This is a genomic window from Chitinophaga solisilvae (genome assembly GCF_009928525.1).
Classification (GTDB): domain Bacteria; phylum Bacteroidota; class Bacteroidia; order Chitinophagales; family Chitinophagaceae; genus Chitinophaga; species Chitinophaga solisilvae.
Window position 1 is genome coordinate 684,268 of record NZ_JAABOK010000002.1, and the last position, 25,484, is coordinate 709,751.

Consider the following 25,484-nt stretch of genomic DNA (forward strand, 5'->3'; position numbering starts at 1 on the left):
ATTTGTGAATTAAAAAATAACTTTGCGCGGTTTGATTTTTAAATCCGACTTTTAAATAATAGTATAAACAAATGAGTGAATTAACGGACCAGATTAAAGCAGCCGGGGACTACATCAGAAAATACTGGCAGGAGATCCCGGTAGCGGGTATTATATTGGGGAGCGGACTGGGTAACCTGGCGAAGGAAATAGAGAATAGTGTAGAAATTTCTTATCGTGATATCCCTCATTTCCCGGAATCCACTGTAGAAGGGCATTCCGGCAAACTGATTCTCGGATATATGAAAGGCAAGCCGGTGGTAGCCATGGCAGGCCGTTTCCATTATTATGAAGGCTTCAGCATGCGCCAGGTAACCTTTCCGGTGCGGGTAATGAAGGAGCTGGGAATAGCCACCCTCTTCATTTCCAATGCTGCCGGCGGTATGAACGCTGCCTTTAAGGTAGGCGATCTGATGATTATCAGGGATCATATTAATCTGCAGCCGGAACATCCGCTGCGCGGCCGTAATGAGGACACCCTGGGACCACGTTTCCCGGATATGAGCGAACCCTATTCCAAAGCACTGATAGCGGCAGCCGGCAATATTGCGGCAGCTAACAATATATCTTTACATACCGGCGTATATGTAGGCGTACAGGGCCCCACCTTCGAAACCAGGGCAGAGTACAAATACATGCACATCATCGGTGGCGATGCCGTAGGCATGAGCACTGTTCCTGAAGTGATAGTAGCAGCGCATGCAGGGCTGAAAGTGTTCGCCATGAGCGTTATTACCGACATCGGCATCAGGGAAGAAGAAAATGTGATTACGCACGAAGAGGTGCTGGAAGCGGCCAATGCTGCAGAACCCAAGCTCACGCTTATTTTCAGTGAATTAATCCGGCAACTATAAACGTTTTGTCATTTTCGGATGAAGCAACTTCTTATTCTCACAGCCCTGCTGTTTTTAGGCGGGAATCAATTACTGGCTCAGTTCAACACCGGACGCTTCGGCAGCATGGGCGGCGGCGGAGGTGGTACCAGCAAAATGCAGCGTGATACCTCCAAGCACGATCATGAGCCGGATACGCTCACGCTGACCTACCGTTACCTCGGCGAGCCTACCGATTTCACCATAGACTCTTCTGTGGCAGATTTCAACCTGGACTTCCTGAAAGTACCTGCCAACTACATGACGCTGGGCAACAGCGGCAGCGCAGCGCGCAACCTGATATTCACACCACTCATGAAACCCGGATTCGATGCCGGTTTTCATGCCTATGATGTGTATGGCAACAGCCACAGCACCGCACGCTTCTATAACACCAACAGGCCCTATTCAGAAATGAATTACCTTGTAGGCAGCAAACAGGAACAGGTAATCGGGATCACACATACGCAGAACCGCACGGAGCGCTTCAACTTCGCCTTCGACTACAGAAAGGTGAATGCTCCCGGTTACTACCGTACGCAAAATACCAACCACGACACCTATCGCTTCACCGCGCGCTACCAGAGTAAAAACAAACGCGCCAACTCCTACCTGAGCTTTTATTATAACAAAATCAACGGCGGAGAAAACGGTGGTATCAAAAGCGACACCTTCCTGAATAATCCTACCTTTAAACAGAAAAGAACGATTGAGGTAAACCTGGGTAACAAGGAAGTGTCTACATATGGCTTCTTCGGAACTTCTATTCCCGTTAAGTCCCAGTACAAGGAAACCGGCCTGCTCTTCCAGCAGCAGTACGACTGGGGAAGGGGCGATTCCATCCATATCAATGATACCACGGACTACTACAAGTACGATCCGGTATTCCGCGTACAGTACACGCTGAATTACCAGAGTAACGACTACCAGTTTATAGATACCCGTCCGGAAAAGGACTTCTATATTACCCGTTACGGACTTGATGCTACCAATGCAGAGAACGTAACTGCGCAGCATAAATGGAAGCTGCTCTCCAACGACATATCATTAGTACAGTTCCCGGTAATAGGTAACCTGGGACATTTTATTAATGTGGGCGCCCGCTACGAAACCATCAGCGGCACCTTCCTGGATGCGGATATTAATTTCAGCAACCTGGCCCTGCACGGAGAGTACCGGAATAAAACCCGCAACAAGCAATGGGATTTCTCGGCCCGCGGCGAACTCTATCTGGCCGGTCAGAACAACGGTGACTACAGCATTTCAGGTATGCTGCGCCGTCACCTGAACGACCTGCTCGGGGATATCAAGCTGACGGTAAACAACGTAAACAGGGAGCCATCCTATGTTTACAAGTACTTCAACAGTAATAAAACCACCTGGTATAATTACGACCTGAAGAAGGAAAATATTACCCAGCTGCAGTTTGCGGCAGAAAATAAAAAACTGAAGTATAACCTGGCAGTGAATTACTGGCTGTATACCAATTACACCTATTTCGAGGATGCCTATCACAGTAAACAGGCTTCCGGTTTATTCAATCTCCTGCAGGTCATTCTCAGCAAAAAAATCAATGTCGCTTCCTTTGCCTGGTACATGGATTTTGCTTTTCAGCAGGTACACGGAAACGGCCCCGTGAATGTGCCCGCCCTGTGGACGCGCCACCGCTTTGCCTTTGAAAAGCGCCTGTATACCAACCTGAATCTGATGACAGGTATAGAACTGAAGTATAATACCAGCTACTTTGCGGATGATTATTCTCCGCTGCTGGGGCAATTTACTTATCAGAATGCCTATAAGGTAAGGTATAATGCGCCCGACATCGCAGCCTTCGCGCATTTCCGCATTAAATCCTTCTCCGCCTTCGTCAGGGCTGAAAACCTGAACACCTTCTTTGCAACCAATAACATGGTGGCGCCATTATATCCGCTAAACGACTTCGACTTCAGGCTGGGCCTGAGATGGTGGTTTATCAATTAGTTATTTGGTTATTTTATTATTTGAGATTTTATAAAAGCGAAGAGCTGAGCAAATGTTTATGCTCAGCTCTTCGCTTTTATAAACCGCTGCATTGAAATCTCAAATAATCAAATCTCAAATAAAAAAATTTTTGCGTATTTTTGTGATTCGTCATGAAACGTTTTTTTGCCATATTATTTGCTGTAATGTATACCCTGCTGACAAGCGGGTTTACGGTGAATGTGCATTATTGCATGGGCAAGCTGGCGTCTGTGAAGTTGCATTCCGCGCCGGAAGATATGTGTGGCAAGTGTGGCAAACCGGTGAAAGGCAAAGAATGTTGCAAGAACGAAATCAAATTCTGCAAGGTTACTGAAACACATCAGGCAGCCAAAGCAATACAGCAGAGCTTTACAGTTGTTGCAGACATGCAGCTGCCGGTAATAACTTTATCCACACCTGCGCTCTCTGCGCAAAAGATACTGGTGGGCGGCTATCCGCACGATCCGCCGGAACCTCTCAATACCCCCATTTTTCTCCGCAATTGTACTTTCCTGATCTGATAACGGGCCGCTAAGTCCTGTTCCGTTACGGGAACAGCTATGGTATACCCGTCATATTCATCTTCAAAAAATTCAGATCATGAGAATTATCACTACCCTGTTACTCGTATTGGGAGTAACTTTCGGCGCACAGGCGCAATACAGGAAAGCAAGTCTTCAGGCTACCGGCCTTACCTGTGCCATGTGTTCCCGCGCAACGCTGGAATCACTGCAGACATTATCATTTGTAGATAAAATAGATACTGATCTTAACAATACCACCTTTATACTGTTCTTTAAACCAGGAGCTGAAGTGAGTATAGATCATATCAAACAGAAAGTGGAAGATGCCGGTTTTTCTGTAGGAAAGCTGGTGGTTACCGCTAATTTCAGCGATGTCAAAGTAGAGAACGACGCACACATCAATTTTGCCGGCAACACCCTCCATTTCATGGATGTTAAAAACCAGGTGTTAAACGGAGAGAAAGATATTACTGTCATCGATAAAAACTTCGTTTCTGCGAAGCAGTTCAAAAAATATTCCGGTGAAACAACGATGCCCTGCTATAAGACAGGTGTGATGAATGATTGCTGCAAACCGGCTACAGCGCCGGCTTCCAAAAGAATTTATCACGTGACTATTTAAGCGGAGAGGCATATGAAGAAAGTTTTAGTTTTAGCAGCAGGGATACTGGCTGCCGGGCTGACAACCTCAGCGCAGGAGTTATATGTGAACAGCGAGCCGGCCAGCAATATGGCGGCTAACTCGCTGGGAATACGGCTTAGCAACAGGTTCTTTTCCATGGAACATACCGGCGACGCAGGCATGCGCTTTGAACCGGAAATTATGTGGGGCATCAGTAAAAAACTGATGGTACATGCCATCGGATATGCCTCCAATATGATGCAGAACTCGATCCGCGCAGAGGGCGGCAGCATCTATGCGAAATACCGCTTCCTGTCGCTGGACCAGCAACATGCACATTTCCGCATGGCGGCCTATATAAAAGGTTCGGTGATAGACAATCCCTACTATCCCGTTATTACCGGCGGGCATGGCATGCCGGATTTCAAACGGCCGTATGCCAACAGGGAACTGGATCTGGAAGGTGCTACCTCCGGTGTTTCCGGCGGGGTGATAGCTACACAGCTGCTGCATAAACTGGCACTGTCTACTACGTTGGGGTATAACCGTTATATGAACAACATCAGGCATCAGATACCGGATGAATTTTCCAGGAATTCAGTGAATTACAGCTTGTCTGCCGGCTATCTGCTGTTGCCGGTAACCTATAAAAACTATAACCAGACTAACCTGAACCTGTATGTGGAACTATTGGGTAAAACCAATACAGATGCGGCAGGCAGAGGATCTTACCTGGATATAGCACCGGCAGTACAGTTTATTTTCAACAGTACCACGCGGCTGGATCTGTCGTACAGAGCGCAGGTGGCAGGGGATATGCCGCGGAACTCCTATAACTCATTTCTGGTGAGGATAGAGCATAATATTTTCAACATTAAAAAATAACCGGCGTGCAAAAAACAGATCTGTTTATAAAAAATATGGTTTGTCCCCGCTGCATAAAAGTGGTTACGGCGGTACTGGAAGGCGCTTCGCTTAAAGTAAAGGATATTCAGCTGGGAAAGGCTACTGTAGAGGGGCAGCTCACTGAGCAGCAGTTGCAGGCAATTCGCCTTGCTTTGCAGTCCGAAGGCTTCCTGCTGATCGACGATAAAAAGCAACAGCTGGTGGCAGCCATTAAAAATATCGTAGTGGAAACCGTTCATTATTCTGAGCTGGACGAGATGAAGGAAAATTTCTCTACACTGCTGGCCGGTAAACTGCAAAAGGATTATCATTATCTCAGCAGCCTGTTTTCCGAAATGGAAGGCATCACCATTGAGCAATATATTATTCAGCAAAAAATTGAAAGAGTAAAGGAATTGCTGGATTACAATGAATTAAGCCTGAGTGAAATCAGTTACAAACTGGGATACAGCAGCGTAGCGCATCTTTCCGGGCAATTCAAAAAGGTGACCGGACTCACGCCCAGCCAGTACAAACAATTGAAAACACCCGGCCGTATACCGCTGGATAAACTATAGTTGTCAGAAGTTAGTTGTTTTAGTTTTAGTTTGAAGAGAGGCTGCTGCAGATCGCAGCCTCTTCTTTTAATTCAGCAGCCATGAAAAAAATAGCAATAGGTATCCTGAAATTTATACAATCCCTTTTTGTGAAGAAGGATTGCTGCAGATAAGGATTATTTGAAATTTGGTTATTTGGTTATTTGGTTATTTGAGATTTGTTTCCATGTCTGGTGTCTTCTGAAATTTTGAGAACACCATGCAAGGCAACAAAATCTCAAATAACCAAATAACCAAATCTCAAATAATCTTTATCTTTACTTTTTCTCGATTTACTGCAGATGAAGTACAAGTGTTTTATTATTAGTTTGTTATGCGGATCCGGAATGTGTTTATTGTTAGCTTGTGGACATAGTAAAAAAAAGTACACAGCCCCCAAACAGAAACAGATAGTAGCCAACATCAGGCAGTTGGACGATGTGATGAAAGAAGCCATCGTTGAACGCCTGACCGCAATGAAAGACAATGAAGGATTGATGGAAGACAGTCTTCCCGCCTTCAGACCCCAGGCCATCCAGGAATTTTATGAACAGAACAGCCATGCCGGCCAGTGGTCGCGCAACGGAGAAGCCAGTCCTGCTGTAGAAAGCATGCTGAAACTGATTTTCAGCGCGGAAGACGAAGGATTGCTGCCGGCGCATTACCACGAAGCCGCGCTGAGCGCTGCCTGGAGGCAACTGGCCGTTGACCCGTCCGCCAAAAAGGACGCTGCACTCTGGGCCAGAATGGATGTATTGCTGACAGACGCCTTTATGAGAATGGCGTCGGATCTGCGCTTTGGCGTAGCGCCGCGGGATAGTATCACCCTGAAAGCTGATTCCCTCTTCGCCGACACTGATCTGCTGACCAAACTGCGGACCAGCCTGGATCAGAAGGATGTAACGCCGGTGCTGCAGGAGCTGGAGCCCACGCATGCCGGTTATCTCGCGCTGAAAGAAGGTATCCGCGGATTTAAGGAAAAATATGCCGCCTACCACTGGGATACCCTGCCGCTCAGCTATACGGATACAATGGCTTTCAGGCTACAGCTCATCAACAGGCTGGCGCAAAGCGGCCACCTGGATACCAGTGGCGGACATGATACGGATACGGCTATATTAAAAGATGGGGTCAGGGCATTCCAGAAGGAATTCAACATTTACCCGGATGGCGTTGCCGGCAGAAGAACAGTGATGGCGCTCAACAGAACCGTACATGACTGGGTTATGCAGGCGGCCGTTAACCTGGACCGCTGGCGCAAGATGCCGGATACCTTCCCCAATCAGTATATCCTGGTAAACCTGCCGGGCTATAACCTGGAGGTGGTAGACAGCGGCGTGGTAAAGGTGGCTTCCCGCGTAATTGTAGGTACGCCGCGTACCCGTACGCCACTGCTGAATTCCTACATGACCAACTTCATGTTATATCCTTACTGGCGCGTACCTTACAGCATTGTCTTCAAAGAAATGCTGCCCGCTATCAAGAAAGATGTGAACTACCTGGCCTCCAAAAACCTGGAAGTGATAGATGCCTCCGGCAATGCCGTAGATCCGTTAACGATAGACTGGAGCAAATTATCGAAAGGACATTTCCCTTATGTGCTCCGGCAGATGGACGGTCTGGACAACTCACTCGGTATCATGAAGTTTAATTTCCGCAACAAATACAGCGTATACCTGCATGATACCAACAACCGCGGTCTGTTCAAGAATTCCATGAGAGCTATGAGCCATGGTTGCGTGCGCGTACAGCAGTGGGATAGCCTGGCGCAATACCTGGTAAGTTCGCCGGATACCAGCAATCACCGTATAGACAGTATCCGAGCTTGGATTGACAGGGAAGAAAAGCGGCAGGTAGACCTCACCCGGCGTATCCCCATTTACTTCAGGTATTTCACCGCAGAAGGAAAAAACGGCACCCTGATTTTCTACGACGATATCTACGGAGAAGACAAGGTACTCCGCCGCCTTATGAAAATTTAGTTATTTGATTATTTGATTATTTGAGATTTATATTCAAAAAGAGAAGCCTTCAGGACCGTCCTGAAGGCTTCTCTTTTTGAATATAAATCTCAAATAATCAAATAATCAAATAACCAAATTATTTAAGTTTGGCTTTGAGGGCTGTATCCAGTTCCTGGAGGAATTCTTCTGTATACAGGTAGTCTTTACCGTGTTCTACTTTATTACCGTGGATACAAACGGCCAGGTCTTTGGTCATTTTACCGCTTTCCACTACTTCGATACAAACCTGTTCGAGTGCGTGGCAGAAGTTGATCAGTTCCTGGTTGTTATCCAGTTTACCACGGAATTCCAGACCGCGTGTCCATGCGAAGATGGAGGCGATAGGGTTGGTGGAGGTAGGTTTACCTGCCTGATGATCGCGGTAGTGGCGGGTTACAGTACCATGAGCGGCTTCTGCTTCCATTGTTTTACCATCCGGAGTGATCAGGGTAGAGGTCATGAGGCCGAGTGAGCCGAAACCTTGAGCAACGGTATCAGACTGTACGTCGCCGTCATAGTTTTTACATGCCCATACGAAGTTACCGTTCCATTTCAGTGCGCTGGCTACCATGTCATCGATGAGGCGGTGCTCATAGGTGAGGCCCAGTTCCTGGAATTTAGCTTTGAATTCCTGCTGATAGATTTCTTCGAAGATATCTTTGAAGCGGCCATCATATTTTTTCAGGATGGTATTTTTGGTGCTCAGGTAGAGTGGCCATTTTTTCATCAGGGCCTGGTTGAAACATGCACGGGCAAAGCCTTTGATAGACTCGTCCGTATTGTACATCGCCAGGGCAACGCCATCGCCTTTGAAGTTATATACTTCGTGTTCGATCACTTCGCCGTTTTCGCCTTCAAATTTGATGGTCAGTTTACCTTTACCTTTGGTAACGAAGTCGGTAGCGCGGTACTGATCGCCGAAAGCATGACGGCCGATGCAGATAGGAGCAGTCCAGTTAGGCACCAGGCGCGGCACATTTTTCATCACGATAGGCTCACGGAACACAGTACCATCCAGGATATTACGGATAGTGCCGTTCGGTGATTTCCACATTTGCTTCAGTTTGAACTCTTTTACGCGTTCTTCATCCGGCGTAATAGTAGCGCATTTGATACCAACGCCTACTTCGCGGATGGCATTGGCCGCATCAATTGTTACCTGGTCGTTGGTAGCATCGCGATGTTCCATGCCCAGGTCAAAATATTTGATTTCTACATCCAGATATGGAAGTATCAGTTTATCCTTAATGAATTTCCAGATGATCCGTGTCATCTCGTCTCCATCCAGTTCTACCACTGGATTAGCTACTTTAATTTTTGACATTACGGGTTTTTTTAAAAATTAGATTAAATGCAATAAAAAAACGAACAACTATTCAAGCAAGTCCCCTTCTCAGGAGATCATCACGGAAAAATACGAATAGCTGTGATAATAACAAAACATTTTATGTACCAAAGACACAAAAAGGAAGAATTATGAATTACGAATTACGAATTACGAATGTAGTTCGAAGATAAAAGCGAAGACCGAAGCGATAATACTATTAAGTATCCGCTTCGGTCTTCGCTTTTATCTTCGAACTACATTCGTAATTCGTAATTCGCAATTCGCAATTCGTAATTCCTGACTAATGCATTTGTTTAATTACTTCATCCGCGAACTCGCTGGTTTTAACCAGTGTGGCGTCATCCATGAGGTTGTAGAAGTCGATGGTGACGCGTTTGCGGGCGATCGCGGTGCTGAGGCCGTGAACGATAATTTCCGCAGCTTCTTTCCAGCCCATGTATTCCAGCATCATTACGCCGCTGAGGATAACGGAGGAAGGGTTCATGGTGTTGGTGTTGGCGAAGCGGGGAGCGGTACCGTGGGTAGCTTCGAATACGGCGTGGCCGGTCATATAGTTGATATTGGCGCCTGGAGCGATACCGATACCACCTACGGCGGCAGCGAGTGCATCGGAGATGTAGTCGCCGTTCAGGTTGAGGGTAGCCACTACGGAGTAGTCCTGTGGCGCCAGCAGGATCTGTTGCAGGAAGTTATCCGCAATCACATCCTTGATGATGAGTTTACCTTCTGCCTGTGCTACTTTCAGTTCTTTATTGGCAGCATCTTCGCCTTGTTCTTTCTTGGTATTTTCCCAGCGTTCCCAGGTATATACTTTATCAGCAAATTCTTTTTCCGCCAGTGCGTAGCCCCAGTTTTTGAAGCCGCCTTCGGTGAATTTCATGATGTTGCCTTTGTGAACGATGGTAACGGAAGTACGTTTGTGCTCCAGTGCGTAGATGATGGCAGCACGTACCAGTCTTTCCGTGCCTTCAATGGATACCGGTTTGATACCCAGGGAAGAGGTGTACGGGAAGCGGATTTTCTTAACGCCCATTTCGTTCTGCAGGAAGTTGAGCAGTTTGTCTGCTTCCGGAGTTCCTGTCATATATTCGATGCCGGCATAGATATCTTCTGTGTTTTCGCGGAAGATGACCATGTCTACTTTCTCCGGATGTTTAACGGGAGAAGGTACTTTGTTGAACCAGCGTACTGGTCTTACGCAGGCGTAGAGATCCAGTTCCTGGCGCATAGCCACGTTCAGGGAACGGATACCGCCACCAACCGGGGTGGACAATGGGCCCTTGATAGACACCAGGTATTCTTTCAATGCGTCCAGAGTGCTTGCTGGCAGCCATTCTTTGGTTTCCTGGAAGGCTTTCTCACCAGCCAGTACTTCTTTCCATTCAATTTTCCTTTCACCACCATAGGCTTTTTCTATAGCTGCGTCGAATACGCGGACACTGGCTTTCCAGATATCCGGACCAATTCCGTCGCCTATAATAAATGGTATGATTGGGTGTGCGGGGACCTGTAACAGGCCATTGTTCATCGATATTTTTTCTGCCGGCATAAAACGGTTTCTTTATGCGTTACGTAATTGTGTAATCGGGTGCAAAGGTAACGCAATTATGGTTAAAGGGAGGTTAACTTCTTTCTTTTATTCCCTGATTTTAGCCGGTATATAACTTTTTGCTTATGTTAGGATTAATGTTATTTTGCTGCACATTTTTTTGCAGCAACAACAAAATCAACGATACCACCATGCAGTCTGTTTCTTATCTCGCCCTGGGCGATAGTTATACCATTGGAGAATGTGTGCCGGAGCCCGAACGCTTTCCGGTGCAGACAACCCGGCTGCTCCGCAGCAAGGGAATACCGGTGGAAGATCCTGTGATTGTAGCCACCACCGGCTGGACTACCGACGAGCTGAAGGCAGGTATTGAAGCTGCAGGTATCCGTGGTACTTACGACCTGGTTACCCTGCTGATAGGGGTGAATAATCAGTACCGGGGCCGCTCTGTGGAAAATTACATCCCTGAATTTACCGGACTGCTGCAACAGGCGCTGGCCTTTGCGGGCAACCGCCCTACAAGGGTAGTGGTGTTGTCTATTCCCGACTGGGGAGTCACTCCTTTCGCTGAAGGCCGCGACCGTGCCGCTATTGCGCAGGAAATAGATGCCTATAATGCCGCCGGAAAGGCTATTGCTGCCAGTATGCATGTCGCCTGGCTGGATATTACACATTATACCCGGGAAGCTGTACAGGATGCCTCCCTGGTAGCTGGCGACGGCCTGCATCCTTCCGGAAAGGATTATGCCCGCTGGGCAAATGATCTGTCGTCAGTGTTGCAACAGGCGTTGCATTGACGTAAAAAATACGCTAATTTCATATCTAAGAAAACCTTCTCTATGGAAAGCCATATCGTAAAAGTATTGTCTGTCACGCCGGTAACCCACAATGTCAGAAGATTTAAAGTGGAAAAGCCGGCAGGCTACCATTTCATTCCCGGCCAGGCCACCGAGGTATCCATTAATAAACCAGGATGGGCAGAAGAAAGACGGCCATTTACCTTTACAGGACTGAATGAATGGGACCACCTGGAATTCACCATCAAAATCTATGAAGATCATCACAGCGTAACCGCTGAACTGAATCAGCTGGCCCCGGGCGACTCCCTGACATTACATGATGTATGGGGCGCCATCCATTATAAGGGCGAAGGAGTGTTTATTGCCGGCGGGGCGGGCGTAACGCCGTTTATTGCCATCTTCCGGGACCTGCAGCAGAAAGGGCAGCTGGGAAACAACACGCTCATCTTCTCCAACAAAACCTCTGCTGATATCATCTTACAGGATGAATTTCAGCAGATGCTGGGCAAACGCTTTATTAATACCCTGACGGAAGAGGAAGCACCCGGATACGATCACCGGAAAATAGATGCCGCCTATCTCCGGGAAAAGATCAGCGATTTTAACCAGCATTTCTATATCTGCGGCCCCGATCCTATGGTACAGCAACTGAAAGAAATACTGAGCGGACTGACCGGTAAAGCAGACCTGATTACTATTGAGATATAATAACTTATACCAGATGGCCGGCAGATGTTACCTGTGCGCCTGCCGCCATTTTACCCTCCCGGAAGCAACGGTAGAATTTCTCCCTGACTTTTTCGCCGGCATTTTCCTGCGTTTTACCGGTAAAAGCGTTTTCTTGGCCTAAACTCACTTTTGTAGCAGACCACGGCATTCTATTTTTGTATCGTAAATATCAAAACAATGAGAAACGAAGATATTATCGAATCAAAAAAAAGGAGCCGCGCCACAGGAGGTATCATCCTGATCGTAGTAGGTGTGGTGCTGTTGCTGAAACGCCTGGACCTGGACCTTCCTGACTGGCTGTTCTCCTGGCAGATGATTCTGATTGCTATAGGCGTACTGATGGGATTCAAGCATGAATTTAAAGGTGGCGCCTGGTTAATCATGATCTCCATTGGTGGTATTTTCCTCGCCGGAGAAGTGCTGAACTGGCCTTATAATACCGCCCGCTTCATCTGGCCCGTAGTGCTGATTGTAGTGGGTATCGGGGTGATTACCCACCGGCAGTTTGACCGTCATAACATAGATAAATATAAAGAAACATATAAGGAAAAATATAAGGAGATGTATGCAGAGCAATATGCAGGCGGCGCGGAATCACACTACCAGAGCGAAAAACACAGCTTTACCGGTGATGATACCATCAATTTAACCGCCCTGTTCAGCGGAGTAGATAAAACCATTACCTCCAAGAACTTCCAGGGAGGCCATGTGTCAGCCATTTTCGGCGGATCGGACCTGAACTTCATGCAGGCAGACATCAACGGAACAGTAGTACTGGATGTTACGACCATCTTTGGCGGCTGTGAAATCATCGTACCCTCCAACTGGACCGTGAAAGTAGATATTACGCCTATCATGGGTGGTGTGGAAGATAAAAGACCGATGTCCCTGATGTCGTCCGGCAACAAGGACAAGGTGCTGCTGGTGAAAGGCTCCTGCATCTTCGGTGGGGTAGAAATTAAAAGCTACGCCTGAAAATAACAAAAACGGAAACCATATCTGTAAAAGAATCCATCCAACTTTTTAAATCTTATTGTATGCATTGGTTTGTTGCTAAAGTAGTTTACCAGATTATCTGCGGAAATGGAAGTCATACTCCGCAATTCGACGAACAGTTAAGATTGATCAGCGCTGTAACCAAGAAAGATGCGTGTGATAAAGCAAGAGAGATAGGTATACAGGAGCAATACGCTTTCAAAAACCAGCAGCAGGAACTGGTACAATGGAAGTTCATCAACGTGCCGGAAGTATATACGCTGGATCAGCTGACCGACGGTATGGAACTCTATTCCCGTATTGAAGAGCCGGGAGATCCCAATTCCTACCTGGCCTGGTTGCAGATGAAATCAGCGCAGCTGCAGGGACAACAATACTTTGAAGTAAACGTATAACGTTAAATCCGCTCTATTGGCAAAACAAATATATAAAGGAAACTCCTGGTGGAGTTTCTTTACTTCTTTTCTGATCTGGCTGATATTATACGGTGCGCTGTTATATTACTGGTTTGATTTTTCTTTCTGGAAAGCAGTTACAGACAGCTCCGTACGTGTGGTATTGCTGGGAGTGGCCGGTATACTCATCAGCCGGAACCTGGCCTACTACAGGCCCGGAGCGGGTATCAACAAGTTTGTATATGTAACCGTCGTGAGTATTGTGATGACCTGCTTATGGGTCTTCTTCTGTCACTGGATACTGGTACGCGCCTTTGATGAAGATTATGAATACATCCACTGGCTGAACAATGCGATTCCCATTCATTATATAGTTGGCTGTATGATGATAGCGGGAATCGGGTACAGGAGCCAGTTATGGTATGATGATGCAGAACAGCAGGATGAAAGAGCCAGAAAGGAAGCCACCGAAAAAATAGTACGTGAAGCAGAATTATTTAAACTGCGTCAGCAATTACAACCACACTTTCTGTTTAACAGCCTGAACTCCATCAACGCGCTGATTATGCTGCGGCCGCAGGAAGCCAGGGAAATGGTGCTGAAGTTATCGGACTTCCTGCGCGGATCGCTGAAAAGGGAAGATGATCACTGGATTTCTCTGAAAGAAGAACTGCAGTATCTTCAGTTATACCTGGATATAGAAAAGGTGCGCTTCGGGCACCGCCTCAGTACCCGGATCATTCACGATGAAGCTGCAGAACAGTTGCTCATGCCGCCTATGCTGCTGCAGCCGGTAGTGGAGAATGCCATTAAGTTCGGGCTGTATGATACCATCGGAGAGATTACCATCAGCATCCGGGCATGGTCAGAAGAAGGGATGTTGTATATTGAAGTAACAAATCCGTTTGATAACGAAGGGCAACAACCCAACAAGGGCACCGGTTTCGGACTCAGCTCCATAGAACGCCGCCTGTACCTGTTGTTTGCGCGGCAGGATCTGCTGGAAGCCAAAGCGCAGGAAAACATTTTTACAACCTTGATTAAAGTACCACAAACCAATGATAAAAGCAGTAATAATTGATGATGAGCCTCTGGCCCGGGAGGTGGTAAAGGAATATCTGGCTAACTTCCCTCAGATACAGCTGTTACAGGAGTGTAACGATGGCTTTGAAGGGCTTAAAGCCATACAGCAGCACCAGCCGGATATTATTTTCCTTGATATCCAGATGCCCAAAATCACCGGCTTTGAAATGCTGGAACTGGTAGAAAGTATGCCGGCCGTGATTTTCACGACTGCTTTTGAAGAACATGCCCTGCGCGCTTTTGAGGTGCATGCGGTGGATTATCTGCTAAAACCTTTTTCCAGGGACCGGTTTGACAAAGCGCTGCAGAAATGGCTGGACCAGCATAACAGCAGCGTGAGCGCTACGGCAGCCCTGCTGGAAACTGCTGCTGCTACGCCGCTGCAAAGCAACAGGGTAGTGATTAAAATCAACGGAAAAATAAAGATCATCCCTGTACAGGATATTCATTACCTGGAAGCGGCTGATGATTATGTAAAAATTATTACGCATGAAGGCAGTTTCCTGAAAAACAAAACCATGGCCTTCTTTGAGCAGACGCTCGATCCGCAGCAGTTTACGAGGGTACATCGTTCGTATATGCTGAACGTAAACCAGGTAACGCGTATTGATCCTTATGAAAAGGAAAATCACCTGGCTATCCTGCGCAGCGGCGCAAAGGTACTGGTGAGCAAAACAGGTTACCCCCGGCTGAAAGCCGCATTGGGCTTATAATGAAGAGAACAGCCGTTCCAGTTTTTCCTTCTTCAGAATTTTCTGCGATTGTGTGCCGGTAGCTATCAGCCGGTTATTACAGCGGGCTTCATAGCGGCAGATAATTTCATTTCCCTGCAGGGCAGTGATAGTAGCGGTAAATACTACCTCGCTGCCCTGCAGGGCCGGTGATACATGATCCACCGAAAGTTGTGTACCTATTCCTTCTTCTCCTTCTTCTTTCATTTCGAGTACAAACAGGCGGCAGCACCATTCCGCATCGCGGGCCAGCGCAAAAGTGGCGTATACCGGATGTACCTGTCCGCTGTCAAATGCAGCACAGTCTTCGGTTCTGACGATACGCCCGAATGTCTTTACATCTCCCGGCTGAAATATGGATCGCATAGAAAGTTTATTGAACTACCAGTACGGGTATTTTTACAAAATGTCTTACCTGGTTGGCGGTTTCGCCATAGATCCAGTCTTTGATACCTCTGTGGCCGTGGCCGCCCAGTACCAGGAAGTCTGCTTTTTCATCTATGGCAATACGGGCAATTTCCTTGGCACGATGTCGGAAACCCAGTACACCGTGCGCTTTGATGCCGCGGCTTCTCAGCAGCGCCAGGTAAGTATCCAGCTGTTCCTGGTCCTTACGCGTTTCGAAGTCGTCCGACTCTTTCCCGAAGTATTTCGCAGAGGCGCTTTCCACAATATGAATCAAGACATACTCCGTATGTTCGTTACCGTGACCGATGGCATTGGCGATAATCTGTTCATCTTTTTTACTGAATTCCAGCGCCATGGCAATACGTTTGTATTCCGGCTTATCCAGCTCTCCCAGCGAAATCTGCGGCGTATGAATGCCGCCGGAGGCTTCCTGCCGGTAGCGGCTGGTAACAGGATAGATGATAGTGGTTACCAGCAGGATGACAAAGCCGATACCTGCCGCAATAATCACCCCGTCTACCAGTATATTACCGGAGCCGGTGATATAACCGATGGCTTCGGTGTATACCATGCGCATATTCAAATATACCAACAATGCGGTGATGGCCCAGCTGGCAACTTTCACCGCCGGTTTGATAGCATAGTTACCCATTGTTTTTTTGTCGCTCACAAAATGTATCAGCGGGATGATGGCGAATCCCAGCTGCATACTCAGCAGTACCTGGCTGAATACCAGCAGTTCGCCCACCTTTTTTTCGCCGGCAATCAGGATAACGAGCAAGGCGGGGATGATAGCGATCAGGCGGGTAAGCAGGCGGCGCAGCCAGGGGTTGATACGCAGGTGCAGGTATCCTTCCATGACGATCTGGCCGGCCAGCGTACCGGTAACGGTGCTGCTTTGTCCGGCTGCGATAAGCGCTACTGCAAAGAGTATAGGGGCCAGTTTGCTGCTCAGCAGCTGTGACAGCAGTTCGTATGCGTCCTGTATTTCGGCCACGTCTGTTCTGCCTGTTTTATAGAATACCGCAGCTGCGAGTATGAGGATGGCGGCATTCACGAGGAAGGCCAGGTTGAGGGCGATGGTGCTATCGATGAAGTTGAGCTTCAGTGCCTGCCGGATGCCGGCATCTGTGCGTTTGATTTTGCGCGTTTGTACCAGTGCGGAGTGGAGGTACAGGTTATGCGGCATTACAGTGGCGCCGATAATGCCAATGGCAATATACAGGGCGTTGTTATCGGGGATAGAAGGCACAAAGCCTTTCACTACTTCGTGCATTTCCGGTTTGGCCATTATAAGCTGTATCAGGAAGGATATCCCCACAATAGCCACCAGCGAAACGATGAAGGCTTCCATCTTGCGGATACCGTAACGCTGCAATATGAGCAGCAGGAAGGTATCGAGGATGGTCAGACTTACCCCCCATATCAGCGGCAGGCCGGTAAGCAGCTGTATACCGATGGCCATACCGAGTACTTCGGCCAGGTCTGTGGCGGCGATGGCTATTTCCGCGAGTACATACAGAAGGAAATTAACTCCGCGGGGATAGGTTTCACGGTTCGCCTGTGCCAGATCGCGCCCGCGCACGATTCCCAGTCTGGCGCTGAGGCTCTGCAGCAGCAGCGCCATCATGTTACTCATCAGCAGTACCCATAACAGTTTGTACCCGTACTGGCTGCCGCCGGCAAGATCCGTTGCCCAGTTGCCGGGATCCATATATCCTACGCTTACAAGGTAGGCGGGGCCAAAGAAGGCAAATAGCTTACGCCACCTTGATTTTTTGCTGGTATCTATACTCTGGTGTACATCGCTGAGCGATGTGTGAGGATGATGATTCATATTATTCTCTGAATAATAATTACGAATGACGAATTGCGAATTACGAATGCGGAAGCGAAGATCAAAACGTAGATTAAAGGTGATATTTAACAGATATCCCTAATAATCTACGTTTTGATCTTCGCTTCCGCATTCGTAATTCGCAATTCGTCATTCGTAATTCATGTTAAACTGGTCTTACCATTATATGTTTCGCCACCTGTTCACTGATGGTCAGGGTGGGCTGATTTTTGATTTTGATTTCGATGGAATTATCGTATTCGTAGTGGGCGATAATTTCCAGCTGGGTGCCTAATTTGATGCTTTTGGCATTGAGGAATGCCAGCAGGGAAACGGATTGGTCCGTGACGGCGGTAACCACGAGGCGTTTGGCGTTGGCCTGGTCCAGGGAAGTCTGCGGGCGTGGTTTGGTTATTTTTCCGTTGGCGTCGGGTATCGGGTCTCCGTGCGGATCTATGAGAGGGTTGCCCAGGTATTCGCTGAGGCGGTTAGTGAGTTTTTCGCTGCGAACGTGTTCCAGTTCTTCGGCAAGTTCATGGACTTCTTCCCAGCTGAAGGATAATTTCTCTACCAGGAAGCACTCCCACAGGCGATGGCGCCGTACGATCTGCAGGGCCGTTTTCCTGCCTTCTGCGGTGAGGGTGATGCCTTTATATTTTTCATAGTCGATGACCTGTTTCTCTTTCAGTTTTTTGGCCATATCGGTTACAGAGGCCGGTTTGGTGTCCAGTTCATAGGCCAGTGCGTTGGTACTGACAACGTTATCGCCTTCCTGGAGTTTATAGATGGCCTTCACATAATTCTCTTCTGCTACTGATAAGTTCATTTCGTCTAAATTATTATTTAGACAAATCTAAATAATTAATCTGAACTTTTTCTGTATCCGGTATGTTTTTTGATTTTAGCAGCGCACATATAAAAATTATATCTAACTTTTCGCCCAGAATCAATTTTTGTAATGAAGCGTTACCTGTTATTATTATTGACAATTGGAGTTTTAGCGGCCTGCAAAACCAAGAAGAAGCCTGGAGGCGGCGCCGATGAGCCCATGACATTCGAGGACTTCAAGGCGTTGTTTACGCCCGGAGTACTTCCCTACAAACTGACTGCCGACACATTACGGATGCCGCTTGCCGATTCCCTTTCTGTGGATACCGCCGATGTGCACCGTTTCCTGACTGACACACTTACCAAAGGAGATTACGGGAAAAATGAACGCGTGAAACTGTTTCCGCTGCAGCTGATCCCTGGCAATGAAGTGGATTTTATGGTACTGAAAGCGGTAGGAAAAAGCCAGACCACCGGCTATCTCTGCTTCCTGGACAAAAAAGGCAAATACCTGAACCGTATTCGTGTAGCCAACACCGGTAGTGCCGATGGATCCGTGATGGGGGTCAATATCGACAGTAAGAATGTGATCAAAATCAGTACGGAGAAGAAACTGAGCGGCAGCAATACTGCACTGAAAGAGGAGTTTTATGCAGTTGGCAAGGATGGCAACACCCAGCTGATCATGACTAACTCCAACGGCCCTACGAATCCGGGCCAGATCTTCAATCCGATTGATACCTTACCCCGCAAGCATAAATTCTCCGGCGACTATACCTCCGGTGAAATGAACATCGTTTCCATCCGCGATGGCGACGATCCCAAAACATTCCTGTTCTTCATCACCTTCTCCAAGGATAACGGCAACTGCAAAGGGGAACTGAGCGGAAAAGGCCATTACATTGCGGGCAACCGGGGTGAATTCAAAGACAAGGAATCCTCCTGCGGCATCTCCTTCCAATTTTCTTCCGGCCGCGTAAGCATCCGCGAAATAGGTGGCTGCGGCGCATACAGAGGAATTAAGTGTTTCTTTGAAGGAGGCTTTGGCAGGAAGAAAAAATAATTGCGAATTACGAATTGCGAATTACGAATGAGGAGCGAAGATTTAAGCGGATAAAGAATTTACTTCTTCGCTTAAATCTTCGCTCCTCATTCGTAATTCGCAATTCGTAATTCGCAATTCGTAATTCGCAATTACAATAAAAAAGCCCCGCAGTGAAACTGCGAGGCTTTTTTATTGTACGAAGTGGGAGCTACTGGATTCGAACCAGTGACCCTCTGCTTGTAAGGCAGATGCTCTGAACCAGCTGAGCTAAGCTCCCTGATAAGGATCCTTTAAAGACGATGAAGTGTGGGAGCTACTGGATTCGAACCAGTGACCCTCTGCTTGTAAGGCAGATGCTCTGAACCAGCTGAGCTAAGCTCCCTAAAAAAGATCCTTAAATAAATTTGAAGTGGTGGGAGCTACTGGATTCGAACCAGTGACCCTCTGCTTGTAAGGCAGATGCTCTGAACCAGCTGAGCTAAGCTCCCATTTTTCTTCGTGACCACCGAGCCTTTCGTTCGATGGGATTGCAAAGGTATAAACTATTTTTATTCTACCAAATATTTTTTCAAATATTATAATCGCATCTGCCTGAAACTGTTAAGTATAAAGGGTTTCAGGTAGATGAAAATTTTTTCAACCAGTGATTGACAAGGCAAAAGTGTACACAAATTGAGCAATCAATGGGCTTTATTTTTTAGGTCCCTTGAAGATGCGTTTAACGGCTTTACCCAGTTTATTCAGGTTAGCCAGTTGTTCCTGTATAGGCGCCAGCGTTAGATCGTCCGGTTGCAGACCAGCTTCCACATAGTCGGTTGCTGTTTGTTCCGGATAGAGGAGAATCACGTTGTTATCCTTGAAGTGACGGCCTACCTTAGCCGGTATACCTTCCATGTATGCATGATAGGAGAGTGTACCCTTGCGTGCGGTCACGATCACCACCAGGTCATCGCGTGTGATATCACGGGAGAGGATGAGGAAATCTTCCATGGTATCAAACTGTTTGTAGGTTATATCGGCGCTGACTTTAGTCTGTACAATATATGCTTCGGTGAATTGTCTGGTTTTTTCTGTTGAAAAGACCAGCAGTTTTGCGCCGGCCTGTTTGGCCAGCAGCAGCATTTTCTGCAGGTAGTGGAGGAAGCCCAGTTCGTATTCGGTATTGGGTGGGAGCACCAGCACCATCTTCTTGGTGGTGTTGAGCGGGTGCAGGAAATTGCAGACGTATACTGTTTCCCAGACGCTCTGCAGCACGTTGTCCATGGTGGTGCCGAAGATAGTGCCGAACCAGCGGTCGGTAGTACTGGTTTTGTCGGTCCATCCCAGGATCACATCGCTGATCATGAGTTCTTTGGCGGCGCGGGCAATACCATCCGACACGTTGAGGTCAATGCGGGTGACTACCTGCAGGTCGCTTTCTGTTGCGGCTGCGTGGATAATCGCTTTTTCCATCATCTTGTTCGTCAGGTGTATTTTATCACGGGCCTCTTCATTGTCCTGTACAACGGCGAGGGGATAGATGGGCGTAGGGGCGTGGGCATCCTTGATCATAACGGCGAAGTCGAGCAGCGATTCTATTTTATCCGGGTTGGAAACCGGTACCAGTATGCGTTCCGGCTGATCGGGCAGTTCCGGTTTATGATCTCCGTCCTGTACTGCCAGTTTACGGCCGGCGCTTTCTGTTACAAAAGAGCCTACCATGCAGGTGATCAGAATGAGGATAACAGTGCCGTTGAGTACCGCCTCGTTTACCAGGTGCAGGTTGAAGCCGATGAGTATCACGGCAATGGTAGCTGCGGCGTGGGCGCTGCTCAATCCGAAGATGATGTTGCGTTGTGTAGGGCTGTATTTAAAAATCAGCTGGGTGAAGAAGGCGGCCAGCCACTTGCTGCTGAGCGCCATTGCGGTAAGCGTACCTGCGATAATCAGGGCTTCCGTGCCCTGCAGCAGTACGCGGAGATCTACCAGCATGCCCACGCTGATGAGGAAGAAGGGAATGAAGATGGCATTGCCGACAAATTCAATCCTGTTCATCAGCGGCGAAGTATGCGGAATCAGCTGATTGAGGGCCAGCCCCGCCAGGAAGGCGCCGATTATGCCTTCCACGCCTGCCAGTTCGGCCAGGAAGGCGGAGGCAAATACCAATGCCAGCACAAATATGAAATGCGATGTTTTATCGTCTTTAATCTTCTTAAAAAACCATCTGCCTAATATCGGCATCAGCCAGAGGATGATAGCGGCAAAAATGGCCAGGGAAATACCCAGGCGTATCCAGAAATAGGTGTTGAGATTGCCTGCCTGCGCGCCGGTAATGATAGCCAGTATCAGCAATACCGCAGTGTCGGTGATGATAGTACCGCCAACGGCTACCGTCACAGCCTCATTTTTGGTAATGCCCAGACGGCTGGCCAGCGGATAAGCCACCAGCGTGTGGGTAGCGAACATGCTGGCGATCAGGATGGTAGCCTTGAAATTGAAATGCAGCACATAGGTGCATATTACATACCCCAGCAACAGGGGAATGAAAAATGTGAGTGCACCGAAAACCATGCTGCGGTAGCGGTTTTTGAAAAACTCTGCCATGTCCAGTTCCAGCCCGGCCAGGAACATAATATACAGTAAACCGGCCTTCCCGAACAGATCAATACTGTTCTTTTCTATCAGCCCGAACCCGTTTTCCCCGATCAGCATCCCGGCAATAATCAACCCTATAATACTGGGAATGCGCAGCTTGCGCAACAGAATAGGGGCCAGCAGAATAATAAACAATACGAGGGAGAAAATAGGAATGGGATCCTTCAGCGGTAACCGTACATCCATCAATAAAACCAGGCTATTACTCATAAAACATTTTTTTATTTGGTTATTTGAGATTTGATGGGAGATTTACGGATTTTGGAATTTTGAGATTTTGTAAATCAGCAAAGATCTTCGCTGCATTATAAAATCTCAAAATTCCAAAATTCCAAAATCCGTAAATCTCCCATCAAATCTCAAATAACCAAATCTCAAATAAAAAATCGCTTGCCAAATATGGATAAATTAACGAATAATCCTTGTAATTTCGCGTAAAGCTTTTTTAAAAAATGAGCGAAAGAACAAACACGGAAGTATTTACTGAGGAGCTGGTAGATGTGCTGATAGCGGAAGATGAGCAGTTTCCCTTCAGCCTGGTGGTGTGGAATGATGACGTAAATACATTTGACTGGGTGATATCCTCCCTGATAGAGGTGTGTGGCCACACGCACCAGCAGGCGGAGCAATGCGCCCTGATTATTCATCATAACGGCAAATACGCCGTAAAGGAAGGGGAATATACCCGTCTGCGCCCTATGTGGGAAGCCCTGGTAGAAAGAGGTATCACTGCCACTATCGAAGAAATGGCCGACAAATAGGCCTTAGTTTTATTATTGATGACCGTTTTCCGTCTGAGTAAACAACTGGTGTTTCCCCCTGTTCAGCTGTCAGAATCCGACGGCCTGCTGGCGGTGGGTGGAGATCTGTCGGCCGACCGGCTGTTGCTGGCCTACCGTTCCGGTATCTTCCCCTGGTTTGATGAGCCGCCTATTCTATGGTGGAGCCCCGACCCCCGCTTTGTGCTGTTTCCCCAAAACCTGCGGGTATCTTCCAGTATGAAACAGGTATTGAAGAGCGGCAGATTCAGGATTACCTACAATGCAGACTTTCCTGCGGTAATTGCGCGCTGCAGCCGTATTGCACGACCCGGACAAACCGGTACCTGGATCACTGCAGAAATGAAAGCAGCCTATATACGTCTGCATCAGGCAGGCCACGCCATGTCTGTAGAATGCTGGCAGGACGACCGCCTTGTCGGGGGCCTCTACGGAATAAAAATAGGCCACTGCTTTTTCGGTGAATCGATGTTTGCTGAAGTCAGCAATGCTTCCAAAGCCGCGTTTATCACCTTCGTACAGGCATATGCCCATGAACTGAAGGTGATCGACTGCCAGGTGGAAACAGAGCACCTGGCCTCCCTGGGAGCCACATTTATCAGCCGGGAAGAATTTCTGCAGCTCCTCGATTTTTCATAACTTTCATTGCTTTCCTGATAAAAAATTTCGCACTAAAATTTACCACCATGAAAAAAATAATCCTATTGCTGGCAGTGGCTGTTTTCTCTGCCTTTACATTACCGCAGCAATCCCTGCAGGAAAAAGATAACGCCTTCCTGGCACAACAGCTGCAACAATCGAAAGACAGCCTGCTGGCGCATATCAGCGGCCTGTCCGATGCCCAGCTGGCATACAAGCCGGCAGCAGACCGCTGGTCCATCGCTGAATGCATAGAACACATCATGATGGTTGAAAAATTCATGATGGATGCAGAAAAGAAAATGATGGAACAACCCGCTAACCCGGAAAAAAGAAAAGAGATCAAAATCACCGATGATCAACTGCTGAAAGGTGTGGAAGACCGCAGCCATAAAGCTAAGGCGCCTGAATTCGGACAACCGAAACATGCCTACACCTCCACCGCAGACCTCATCAAAGCCTTTACAGAACAACGTGACCAGCTGATCGGCTATGTATCCAATACCAAAGACGACATGCGCGGCCACGTTATGGACAACCCCGCTTTCGGCCCCATGGACGCTTATCAGCTCCTGCTGCTCGATGCCGCCCACACCGTACGCCACACCAAACAAATTGATGAGGTAAAAGGGGATGCGGGATTCCCGAAATAAACCCGGTTCATTTTATTATTTGGTTATTTTATTATTTGAGATTTAAATAAAGCGAAGACCTGAGCAGATATTATTCCGCTCAGGTCTTCGCTTTATTTAAATCTCAAATAATAAAATAATAAAATGATTAGCGGAGCTCCCAATCTACCAGCTGGTTAACCCATTCCTGGCGGTGGGGAGTTACTATTCTGATGTAGTTATCTGTGTAGCCTTCCATCATGCCTTCCTTGTTTTGCCCTTCGAAGAGTACTTTGCGGGTCTGGTTCAGGTGTTGTTCCTGGAAGAACTGTTGTTTTTTATGGCTGAGGTTACGCAGCATTTTGTTGCGTTCGTGGCGGATATTTATGGGTACTACCGGCTGTATCTCCAGTGCGGGTGTATTGGCGCGCTCTGAGTAGGTGAATACGTGCAGGTAGGAAACGTCCAGCTGATGCAGGAAATCGTAGGTATCCTGGAAGTGTGCGTCGCTTTCGGAGGGGAAGCCAACGATCACATCTACGCCGATGGAGCAGTGCGGCATAATTTCCTTGATGAGCGCTACTTTCTCTGCGTATAGTTCCCGGCGGTAGCGGCGGCGCATGAGGCCCAGTATTTCATTATTGCCGCTTTGCAGCGGAATATGGAAGTGGGGCATAAACTTGCGGCTGCCGGCCACAAAGGTGATGATTTCGTTGCTGAGCAGGTTGGGTTCTATGGAGGATATGCGGTAACGTTCGATACCGTCTACCTCATCCAGCACCTGTATCAGCTCATAGAATGATTCTTCTCTTTTTTTGCCGCCATGGAGTCCTTTACCGAAATCGCCCAGGTTGACGCCGGTGAGTACTATTTCCTTTACGCCGTTGGCAGCCAGGGAGCGCGCATGTGCTGCAACGCTTTCAACACTGTCGCTGCGGCTTTTACCTCTGGCCATGGGTATGGTGCAGAAGGTGCAGCCGTAGTCGCAGCCATCCTGTACTTTCAGGAAGGTGCGGGTGCGGTCGTTTACGGAATAGGAAGAGTGGAAGGTATTGACCTCTTCAATATCGCAGGAGCAGATTTTGGCACTGTCTCCCTTGGTGAGCGTTTTAAGGTGTTCCGCGATATTGAACTTCTCGGCAGCGCCCAGTACGAGATCCACGCCCTCGATGGAGGCAATTTCCTGTGGTTTCAGCTGCGCATAGCAGCCGGTGATGACTACCATGCTTTCCGGTGCGCGGCGCTGAATGCGGCGTACCAGCTGCCGGCATTCCTTGTCGGCATTATCTGTTACAGAGCAGGTGTTGATAACATATACATCTGCTGTATTATCGAAATCCGTCTTTACAAACCCATCCTGTTCCAGCAACCTGCTCAAAGAGGAGGTCTCTGAAAAATTCAGCTTACAGCCGAGTGTATGAAATGCTACTGTTTTTACCTGTTCCATAAAGGAGGGCAAAGGTAGCAACTTTTTGTGTCATAGTTTGGTAAGGAATTTTAAGTAATTTACGGCGCTTTTCAAAAGACAGG

At 47.8% G+C, this 25,484-nt stretch carries 25 protein-coding genes and 3 tRNA genes; 17 read left to right on the top strand and 11 right to left on the bottom strand.

Annotation, left to right across the window (positions count from 1 at the left end):
• The first annotated feature begins 71 nt into the window (after window positions 1-71).
• The 7 genes from GWG06_RS05560 to GWG06_RS05590 all read left to right on the top strand — a co-directional run bounded on the left by GWG06_RS05560 (window position 72) and on the right by GWG06_RS05590 (window position 7,521).
• Complete coding sequence (locus tag GWG06_RS05560) at window positions 72-893, top strand: purine-nucleoside phosphorylase (protein ID WP_127044460.1); 822 nt, start codon at window positions 72-74, stop codon at window positions 891-893.
• A gap of 18 nt (window positions 894-911) precedes the next feature.
• Window positions 912-2,891, top strand: a complete 1,980-nt coding sequence (locus tag GWG06_RS05565; RefSeq protein WP_160711872.1) for a putative porin — start codon at window positions 912-914, stop codon at window positions 2,889-2,891.
• Between the two features lie 152 nt (window positions 2,892-3,043).
• On the top strand, window positions 3,044-3,433 hold the full coding sequence (locus tag GWG06_RS05570) for an HYC_CC_PP family protein (protein ID WP_160711874.1): 390 nt from the start codon (window positions 3,044-3,046) through the stop codon (window positions 3,431-3,433).
• 79 nt (window positions 3,434-3,512) lie between these two features.
• Window positions 3,513-4,058, top strand: coding sequence for a heavy-metal-associated domain-containing protein (locus tag GWG06_RS05575; protein WP_127044428.1), 546 nt, complete (start codon window positions 3,513-3,515; stop codon window positions 4,056-4,058).
• Window positions 4,059-4,070: 12 nt separating this feature from the next.
• A complete protein-coding gene (locus tag GWG06_RS05580; protein ID WP_160711876.1) occupies window positions 4,071-4,943 on the top strand; it encodes a hypothetical protein in 873 nt (290 codons plus the stop codon).
• A 5-nt stretch (window positions 4,944-4,948) separates the two neighbouring features.
• Entirely contained in the window at window positions 4,949-5,521 is a 573-nt protein-coding gene (locus GWG06_RS05585) for an AraC family transcriptional regulator (RefSeq protein ID WP_235938155.1), read from the top strand.
• A gap of 365 nt (window positions 5,522-5,886) precedes the next feature.
• Window positions 5,887-7,521 carry a L,D-transpeptidase family protein gene (locus GWG06_RS05590; protein WP_160711878.1) on the top strand — a complete coding sequence of 545 codons (1,635 nt, stop codon included), beginning with the start codon at window positions 5,887-5,889 and terminating at the stop codon, window positions 7,519-7,521.
• A 118-nt stretch (window positions 7,522-7,639) separates the two neighbouring features.
• Here the strand turns inward: GWG06_RS05590 and GWG06_RS05595 are convergent, their stop codons facing one another.
• Together GWG06_RS05595 and icd are read right to left on the bottom strand one after the other, a co-directional pair.
• Window positions 7,640-8,866, bottom strand: a complete 1,227-nt coding sequence (locus GWG06_RS05595; protein WP_160711880.1) for an NADP-dependent isocitrate dehydrogenase — start codon at window positions 8,864-8,866, stop codon at window positions 7,640-7,642.
• A gap of 304 nt (window positions 8,867-9,170) precedes the next feature.
• Window positions 9,171-10,439, bottom strand: a complete 1,269-nt coding sequence (icd, locus tag GWG06_RS05600; RefSeq protein ID WP_160711882.1) for an NADP-dependent isocitrate dehydrogenase — start codon at window positions 10,437-10,439, stop codon at window positions 9,171-9,173.
• Between the two features lie 125 nt (window positions 10,440-10,564).
• Between icd and GWG06_RS05605 the strand changes: the two genes are divergently transcribed.
• The gene (locus GWG06_RS05605; RefSeq protein ID WP_235938157.1) at window positions 10,565-11,236 is read left to right on the top strand and encodes an SGNH/GDSL hydrolase family protein; all 672 of its coding nucleotides are present in this window, start codon (window positions 10,565-10,567) and stop codon (window positions 11,234-11,236) included.
• 42 nt (window positions 11,237-11,278) lie between these two features.
• Window positions 11,279-11,947, top strand: a complete 669-nt coding sequence (locus GWG06_RS05610) for an FAD-binding oxidoreductase (protein WP_160711884.1) — start codon at window positions 11,279-11,281, stop codon at window positions 11,945-11,947.
• Between the two features lie 4 nt (window positions 11,948-11,951).
• Here the strand turns inward: GWG06_RS05610 and GWG06_RS05615 are convergent, their stop codons facing one another.
• A complete protein-coding gene (locus GWG06_RS05615) occupies window positions 11,952-12,095 on the bottom strand; it encodes a hypothetical protein (RefSeq protein ID WP_160711886.1) in 144 nt (47 codons plus the stop codon).
• A 50-nt stretch (window positions 12,096-12,145) separates the two neighbouring features.
• On the opposite strand from GWG06_RS05615, the gene GWG06_RS05620 reads away from it, so the two are divergent.
• The 4 genes from GWG06_RS05620 (at window position 12,146) to GWG06_RS05635 (ending at window position 15,155) form a co-directional block, all read left to right on the top strand.
• Window positions 12,146-12,943, top strand: a complete 798-nt coding sequence (locus GWG06_RS05620) for a LiaF transmembrane domain-containing protein (RefSeq protein ID WP_160711888.1) — start codon at window positions 12,146-12,148, stop codon at window positions 12,941-12,943.
• 62 nt (window positions 12,944-13,005) lie between these two features.
• Window positions 13,006-13,359, top strand: a complete 354-nt coding sequence (locus GWG06_RS05625) for a DUF4288 domain-containing protein (protein WP_127042979.1) — start codon at window positions 13,006-13,008, stop codon at window positions 13,357-13,359.
• Between the two features lie 16 nt (window positions 13,360-13,375).
• Window positions 13,376-14,440, top strand: a complete 1,065-nt coding sequence (locus tag GWG06_RS05630; RefSeq protein ID WP_235938159.1) for a sensor histidine kinase — start codon at window positions 13,376-13,378, stop codon at window positions 14,438-14,440.
• Window positions 14,418-15,155 carry a LytR/AlgR family response regulator transcription factor gene (locus GWG06_RS05635; RefSeq protein WP_127042981.1) on the top strand — a complete coding sequence of 246 codons (738 nt, stop codon included), beginning with the start codon at window positions 14,418-14,420 and terminating at the stop codon, window positions 15,153-15,155. Before GWG06_RS05630 ends, GWG06_RS05635 begins: the two co-directional genes overlap by 23 nt.
• Here the strand turns inward: GWG06_RS05635 and GWG06_RS05640 are convergent.
• The 3 genes from GWG06_RS05640 to GWG06_RS05650 all read right to left on the bottom strand — a co-directional run bounded on the left by GWG06_RS05640 (window position 15,150) and on the right by GWG06_RS05650 (window position 18,244).
• Window positions 15,150-15,539 carry a thioesterase family protein gene (locus GWG06_RS05640; RefSeq protein ID WP_127042983.1) on the bottom strand — a complete coding sequence of 130 codons (390 nt, stop codon included), beginning with the start codon at window positions 15,537-15,539 and terminating at the stop codon, window positions 15,150-15,152. The genes GWG06_RS05635 and GWG06_RS05640 overlap by 6 nt on opposite strands.
• Window positions 15,540-15,546: 7 nt before the next feature.
• Window positions 15,547-17,418, bottom strand: a complete 1,872-nt coding sequence (locus GWG06_RS05645; protein ID WP_160711890.1) for an Nramp family divalent metal transporter — start codon at window positions 17,416-17,418, stop codon at window positions 15,547-15,549.
• 166 nt (window positions 17,419-17,584) lie between these two features.
• Complete coding sequence (locus GWG06_RS05650) at window positions 17,585-18,244, bottom strand: metal-dependent transcriptional regulator (protein WP_160711892.1); 660 nt, start codon at window positions 18,242-18,244, stop codon at window positions 17,585-17,587.
• A gap of 132 nt (window positions 18,245-18,376) precedes the next feature.
• Between GWG06_RS05650 and GWG06_RS05655 the strand changes: the two genes are divergently transcribed.
• On the top strand, window positions 18,377-19,309 hold the full coding sequence (locus GWG06_RS05655) for a hypothetical protein (protein WP_127042989.1): 933 nt from the start codon (window positions 18,377-18,379) through the stop codon (window positions 19,307-19,309).
• A gap of 184 nt (window positions 19,310-19,493) precedes the next feature.
• Here the strand turns inward: GWG06_RS05655 and GWG06_RS05660 are convergent.
• The 4 genes from GWG06_RS05660 to GWG06_RS05675 form a co-directional block, all read right to left on the bottom strand.
• A tRNA-Val gene (locus GWG06_RS05660) sits at window positions 19,494-19,568 on the bottom strand.
• Between the two features lie 30 nt (window positions 19,569-19,598).
• Window positions 19,599-19,673, bottom strand: a tRNA-Val gene (locus tag GWG06_RS05665).
• A gap of 28 nt (window positions 19,674-19,701) precedes the next feature.
• Window positions 19,702-19,779, bottom strand: a tRNA-Val gene (locus GWG06_RS05670).
• Between the two features lie 202 nt (window positions 19,780-19,981).
• Window positions 19,982-22,135 carry a cation:proton antiporter gene (locus tag GWG06_RS05675; RefSeq protein WP_127042991.1) on the bottom strand — a complete coding sequence of 718 codons (2,154 nt, stop codon included), beginning with the start codon at window positions 22,133-22,135 and terminating at the stop codon, window positions 19,982-19,984.
• A gap of 242 nt (window positions 22,136-22,377) precedes the next feature.
• Here GWG06_RS05675 and GWG06_RS05680 point away from each other — a divergent pair, with 242 nt between their 5' ends.
• From GWG06_RS05680 to GWG06_RS05690, 3 genes are read left to right on the top strand one after another with little or no spacing between them, the layout of a single operon-like run.
• A complete protein-coding gene (locus GWG06_RS05680; RefSeq protein ID WP_127042993.1) occupies window positions 22,378-22,686 on the top strand; it encodes an ATP-dependent Clp protease adaptor ClpS in 309 nt (102 codons plus the stop codon).
• Window positions 22,687-22,704: 18 nt separating this feature from the next.
• Window positions 22,705-23,343 carry a leucyl/phenylalanyl-tRNA--protein transferase gene (gene aat, locus GWG06_RS05685; RefSeq protein ID WP_160711894.1) on the top strand — a complete coding sequence of 213 codons (639 nt, stop codon included), beginning with the start codon at window positions 22,705-22,707 and terminating at the stop codon, window positions 23,341-23,343.
• Between the two features lie 47 nt (window positions 23,344-23,390).
• Entirely contained in the window at window positions 23,391-23,996 is a 606-nt protein-coding gene (locus tag GWG06_RS05690) for a DinB family protein (RefSeq protein ID WP_127042997.1), read from the top strand.
• A 127-nt stretch (window positions 23,997-24,123) separates the two neighbouring features.
• Here the strand turns inward: GWG06_RS05690 and mtaB are convergent, their stop codons facing one another.
• The gene (mtaB, locus tag GWG06_RS05695; protein ID WP_160711896.1) at window positions 24,124-25,401 is read right to left on the bottom strand and encodes a tRNA (N(6)-L-threonylcarbamoyladenosine(37)-C(2))-methylthiotransferase MtaB; all 1,278 of its coding nucleotides are present in this window, start codon (window positions 25,399-25,401) and stop codon (window positions 24,124-24,126) included.
• Window positions 25,402-25,484 lie beyond the last annotated feature (83 nt).

Excerpts from the sequence above, each read along its gene's own strand:
- GWG06_RS05635 (WP_127042981.1), top strand. The coding sequence starts at position 14,418 with ATGATAAAAGCAGTAATAATTGATGATGAGCCTCTGGCCCGGGAGGTG.
- GWG06_RS05645 (WP_160711890.1), bottom strand. The coding sequence starts at position 17,418 with ATGAATCATCATCCTCACACATCGCTCAGCGATGTACACCAGAGTATA.
- GWG06_RS05620 (WP_160711888.1), top strand. The coding sequence starts at position 12,146 with ATGAGAAACGAAGATATTATCGAATCAAAAAAAAGGAGCCGCGCCACA.
- GWG06_RS05565 (WP_160711872.1), top strand. The coding sequence starts at position 912 with ATGAAGCAACTTCTTATTCTCACAGCCCTGCTGTTTTTAGGCGGGAAT.
- GWG06_RS05675 (WP_127042991.1), bottom strand. The coding sequence starts at position 22,135 with ATGAGTAATAGCCTGGTTTTATTGATGGATGTACGGTTACCGCTGAAG.
- GWG06_RS05690 (WP_127042997.1), top strand. The coding sequence starts at position 23,391 with ATGAAAAAAATAATCCTATTGCTGGCAGTGGCTGTTTTCTCTGCCTTT.
- GWG06_RS05560 (WP_127044460.1), top strand. The coding sequence starts at position 72 with ATGAGTGAATTAACGGACCAGATTAAAGCAGCCGGGGACTACATCAGA.
- GWG06_RS05680 (WP_127042993.1), top strand. The coding sequence starts at position 22,378 with ATGAGCGAAAGAACAAACACGGAAGTATTTACTGAGGAGCTGGTAGAT.
- GWG06_RS05570 (WP_160711874.1), top strand. The coding sequence starts at position 3,044 with ATGAAACGTTTTTTTGCCATATTATTTGCTGTAATGTATACCCTGCTG.
- GWG06_RS05580 (WP_160711876.1), top strand. The coding sequence starts at position 4,071 with ATGAAGAAAGTTTTAGTTTTAGCAGCAGGGATACTGGCTGCCGGGCTG.
- GWG06_RS05575 (WP_127044428.1), top strand. The coding sequence starts at position 3,513 with ATGAGAATTATCACTACCCTGTTACTCGTATTGGGAGTAACTTTCGGC.
- aat (WP_160711894.1), top strand. The coding sequence starts at position 22,705 with ATGACCGTTTTCCGTCTGAGTAAACAACTGGTGTTTCCCCCTGTTCAG.
- icd (WP_160711882.1), bottom strand. The coding sequence starts at position 10,439 with ATGCCGGCAGAAAAAATATCGATGAACAATGGCCTGTTACAGGTCCCC.
- GWG06_RS05605 (WP_235938157.1), top strand. The coding sequence starts at position 10,565 with ATGTTAGGATTAATGTTATTTTGCTGCACATTTTTTTGCAGCAACAAC.
- GWG06_RS05625 (WP_127042979.1), top strand. The coding sequence starts at position 13,006 with ATGCATTGGTTTGTTGCTAAAGTAGTTTACCAGATTATCTGCGGAAAT.
- GWG06_RS05590 (WP_160711878.1), top strand. The coding sequence starts at position 5,887 with ATGTGTTTATTGTTAGCTTGTGGACATAGTAAAAAAAAGTACACAGCC.
- GWG06_RS05610 (WP_160711884.1), top strand. The coding sequence starts at position 11,279 with ATGGAAAGCCATATCGTAAAAGTATTGTCTGTCACGCCGGTAACCCAC.
- GWG06_RS05595 (WP_160711880.1), bottom strand. The coding sequence starts at position 8,866 with ATGTCAAAAATTAAAGTAGCTAATCCAGTGGTAGAACTGGATGGAGAC.
- GWG06_RS05650 (WP_160711892.1), bottom strand. The coding sequence starts at position 18,244 with ATGAACTTATCAGTAGCAGAAGAGAATTATGTGAAGGCCATCTATAAA.
- mtaB (WP_160711896.1), bottom strand. The coding sequence starts at position 25,401 with ATGGAACAGGTAAAAACAGTAGCATTTCATACACTCGGCTGTAAGCTG.
- GWG06_RS05655 (WP_127042989.1), top strand. The coding sequence starts at position 18,377 with ATGAAGCGTTACCTGTTATTATTATTGACAATTGGAGTTTTAGCGGCC.
- GWG06_RS05640 (WP_127042983.1), bottom strand. The coding sequence starts at position 15,539 with ATGCGATCCATATTTCAGCCGGGAGATGTAAAGACATTCGGGCGTATC.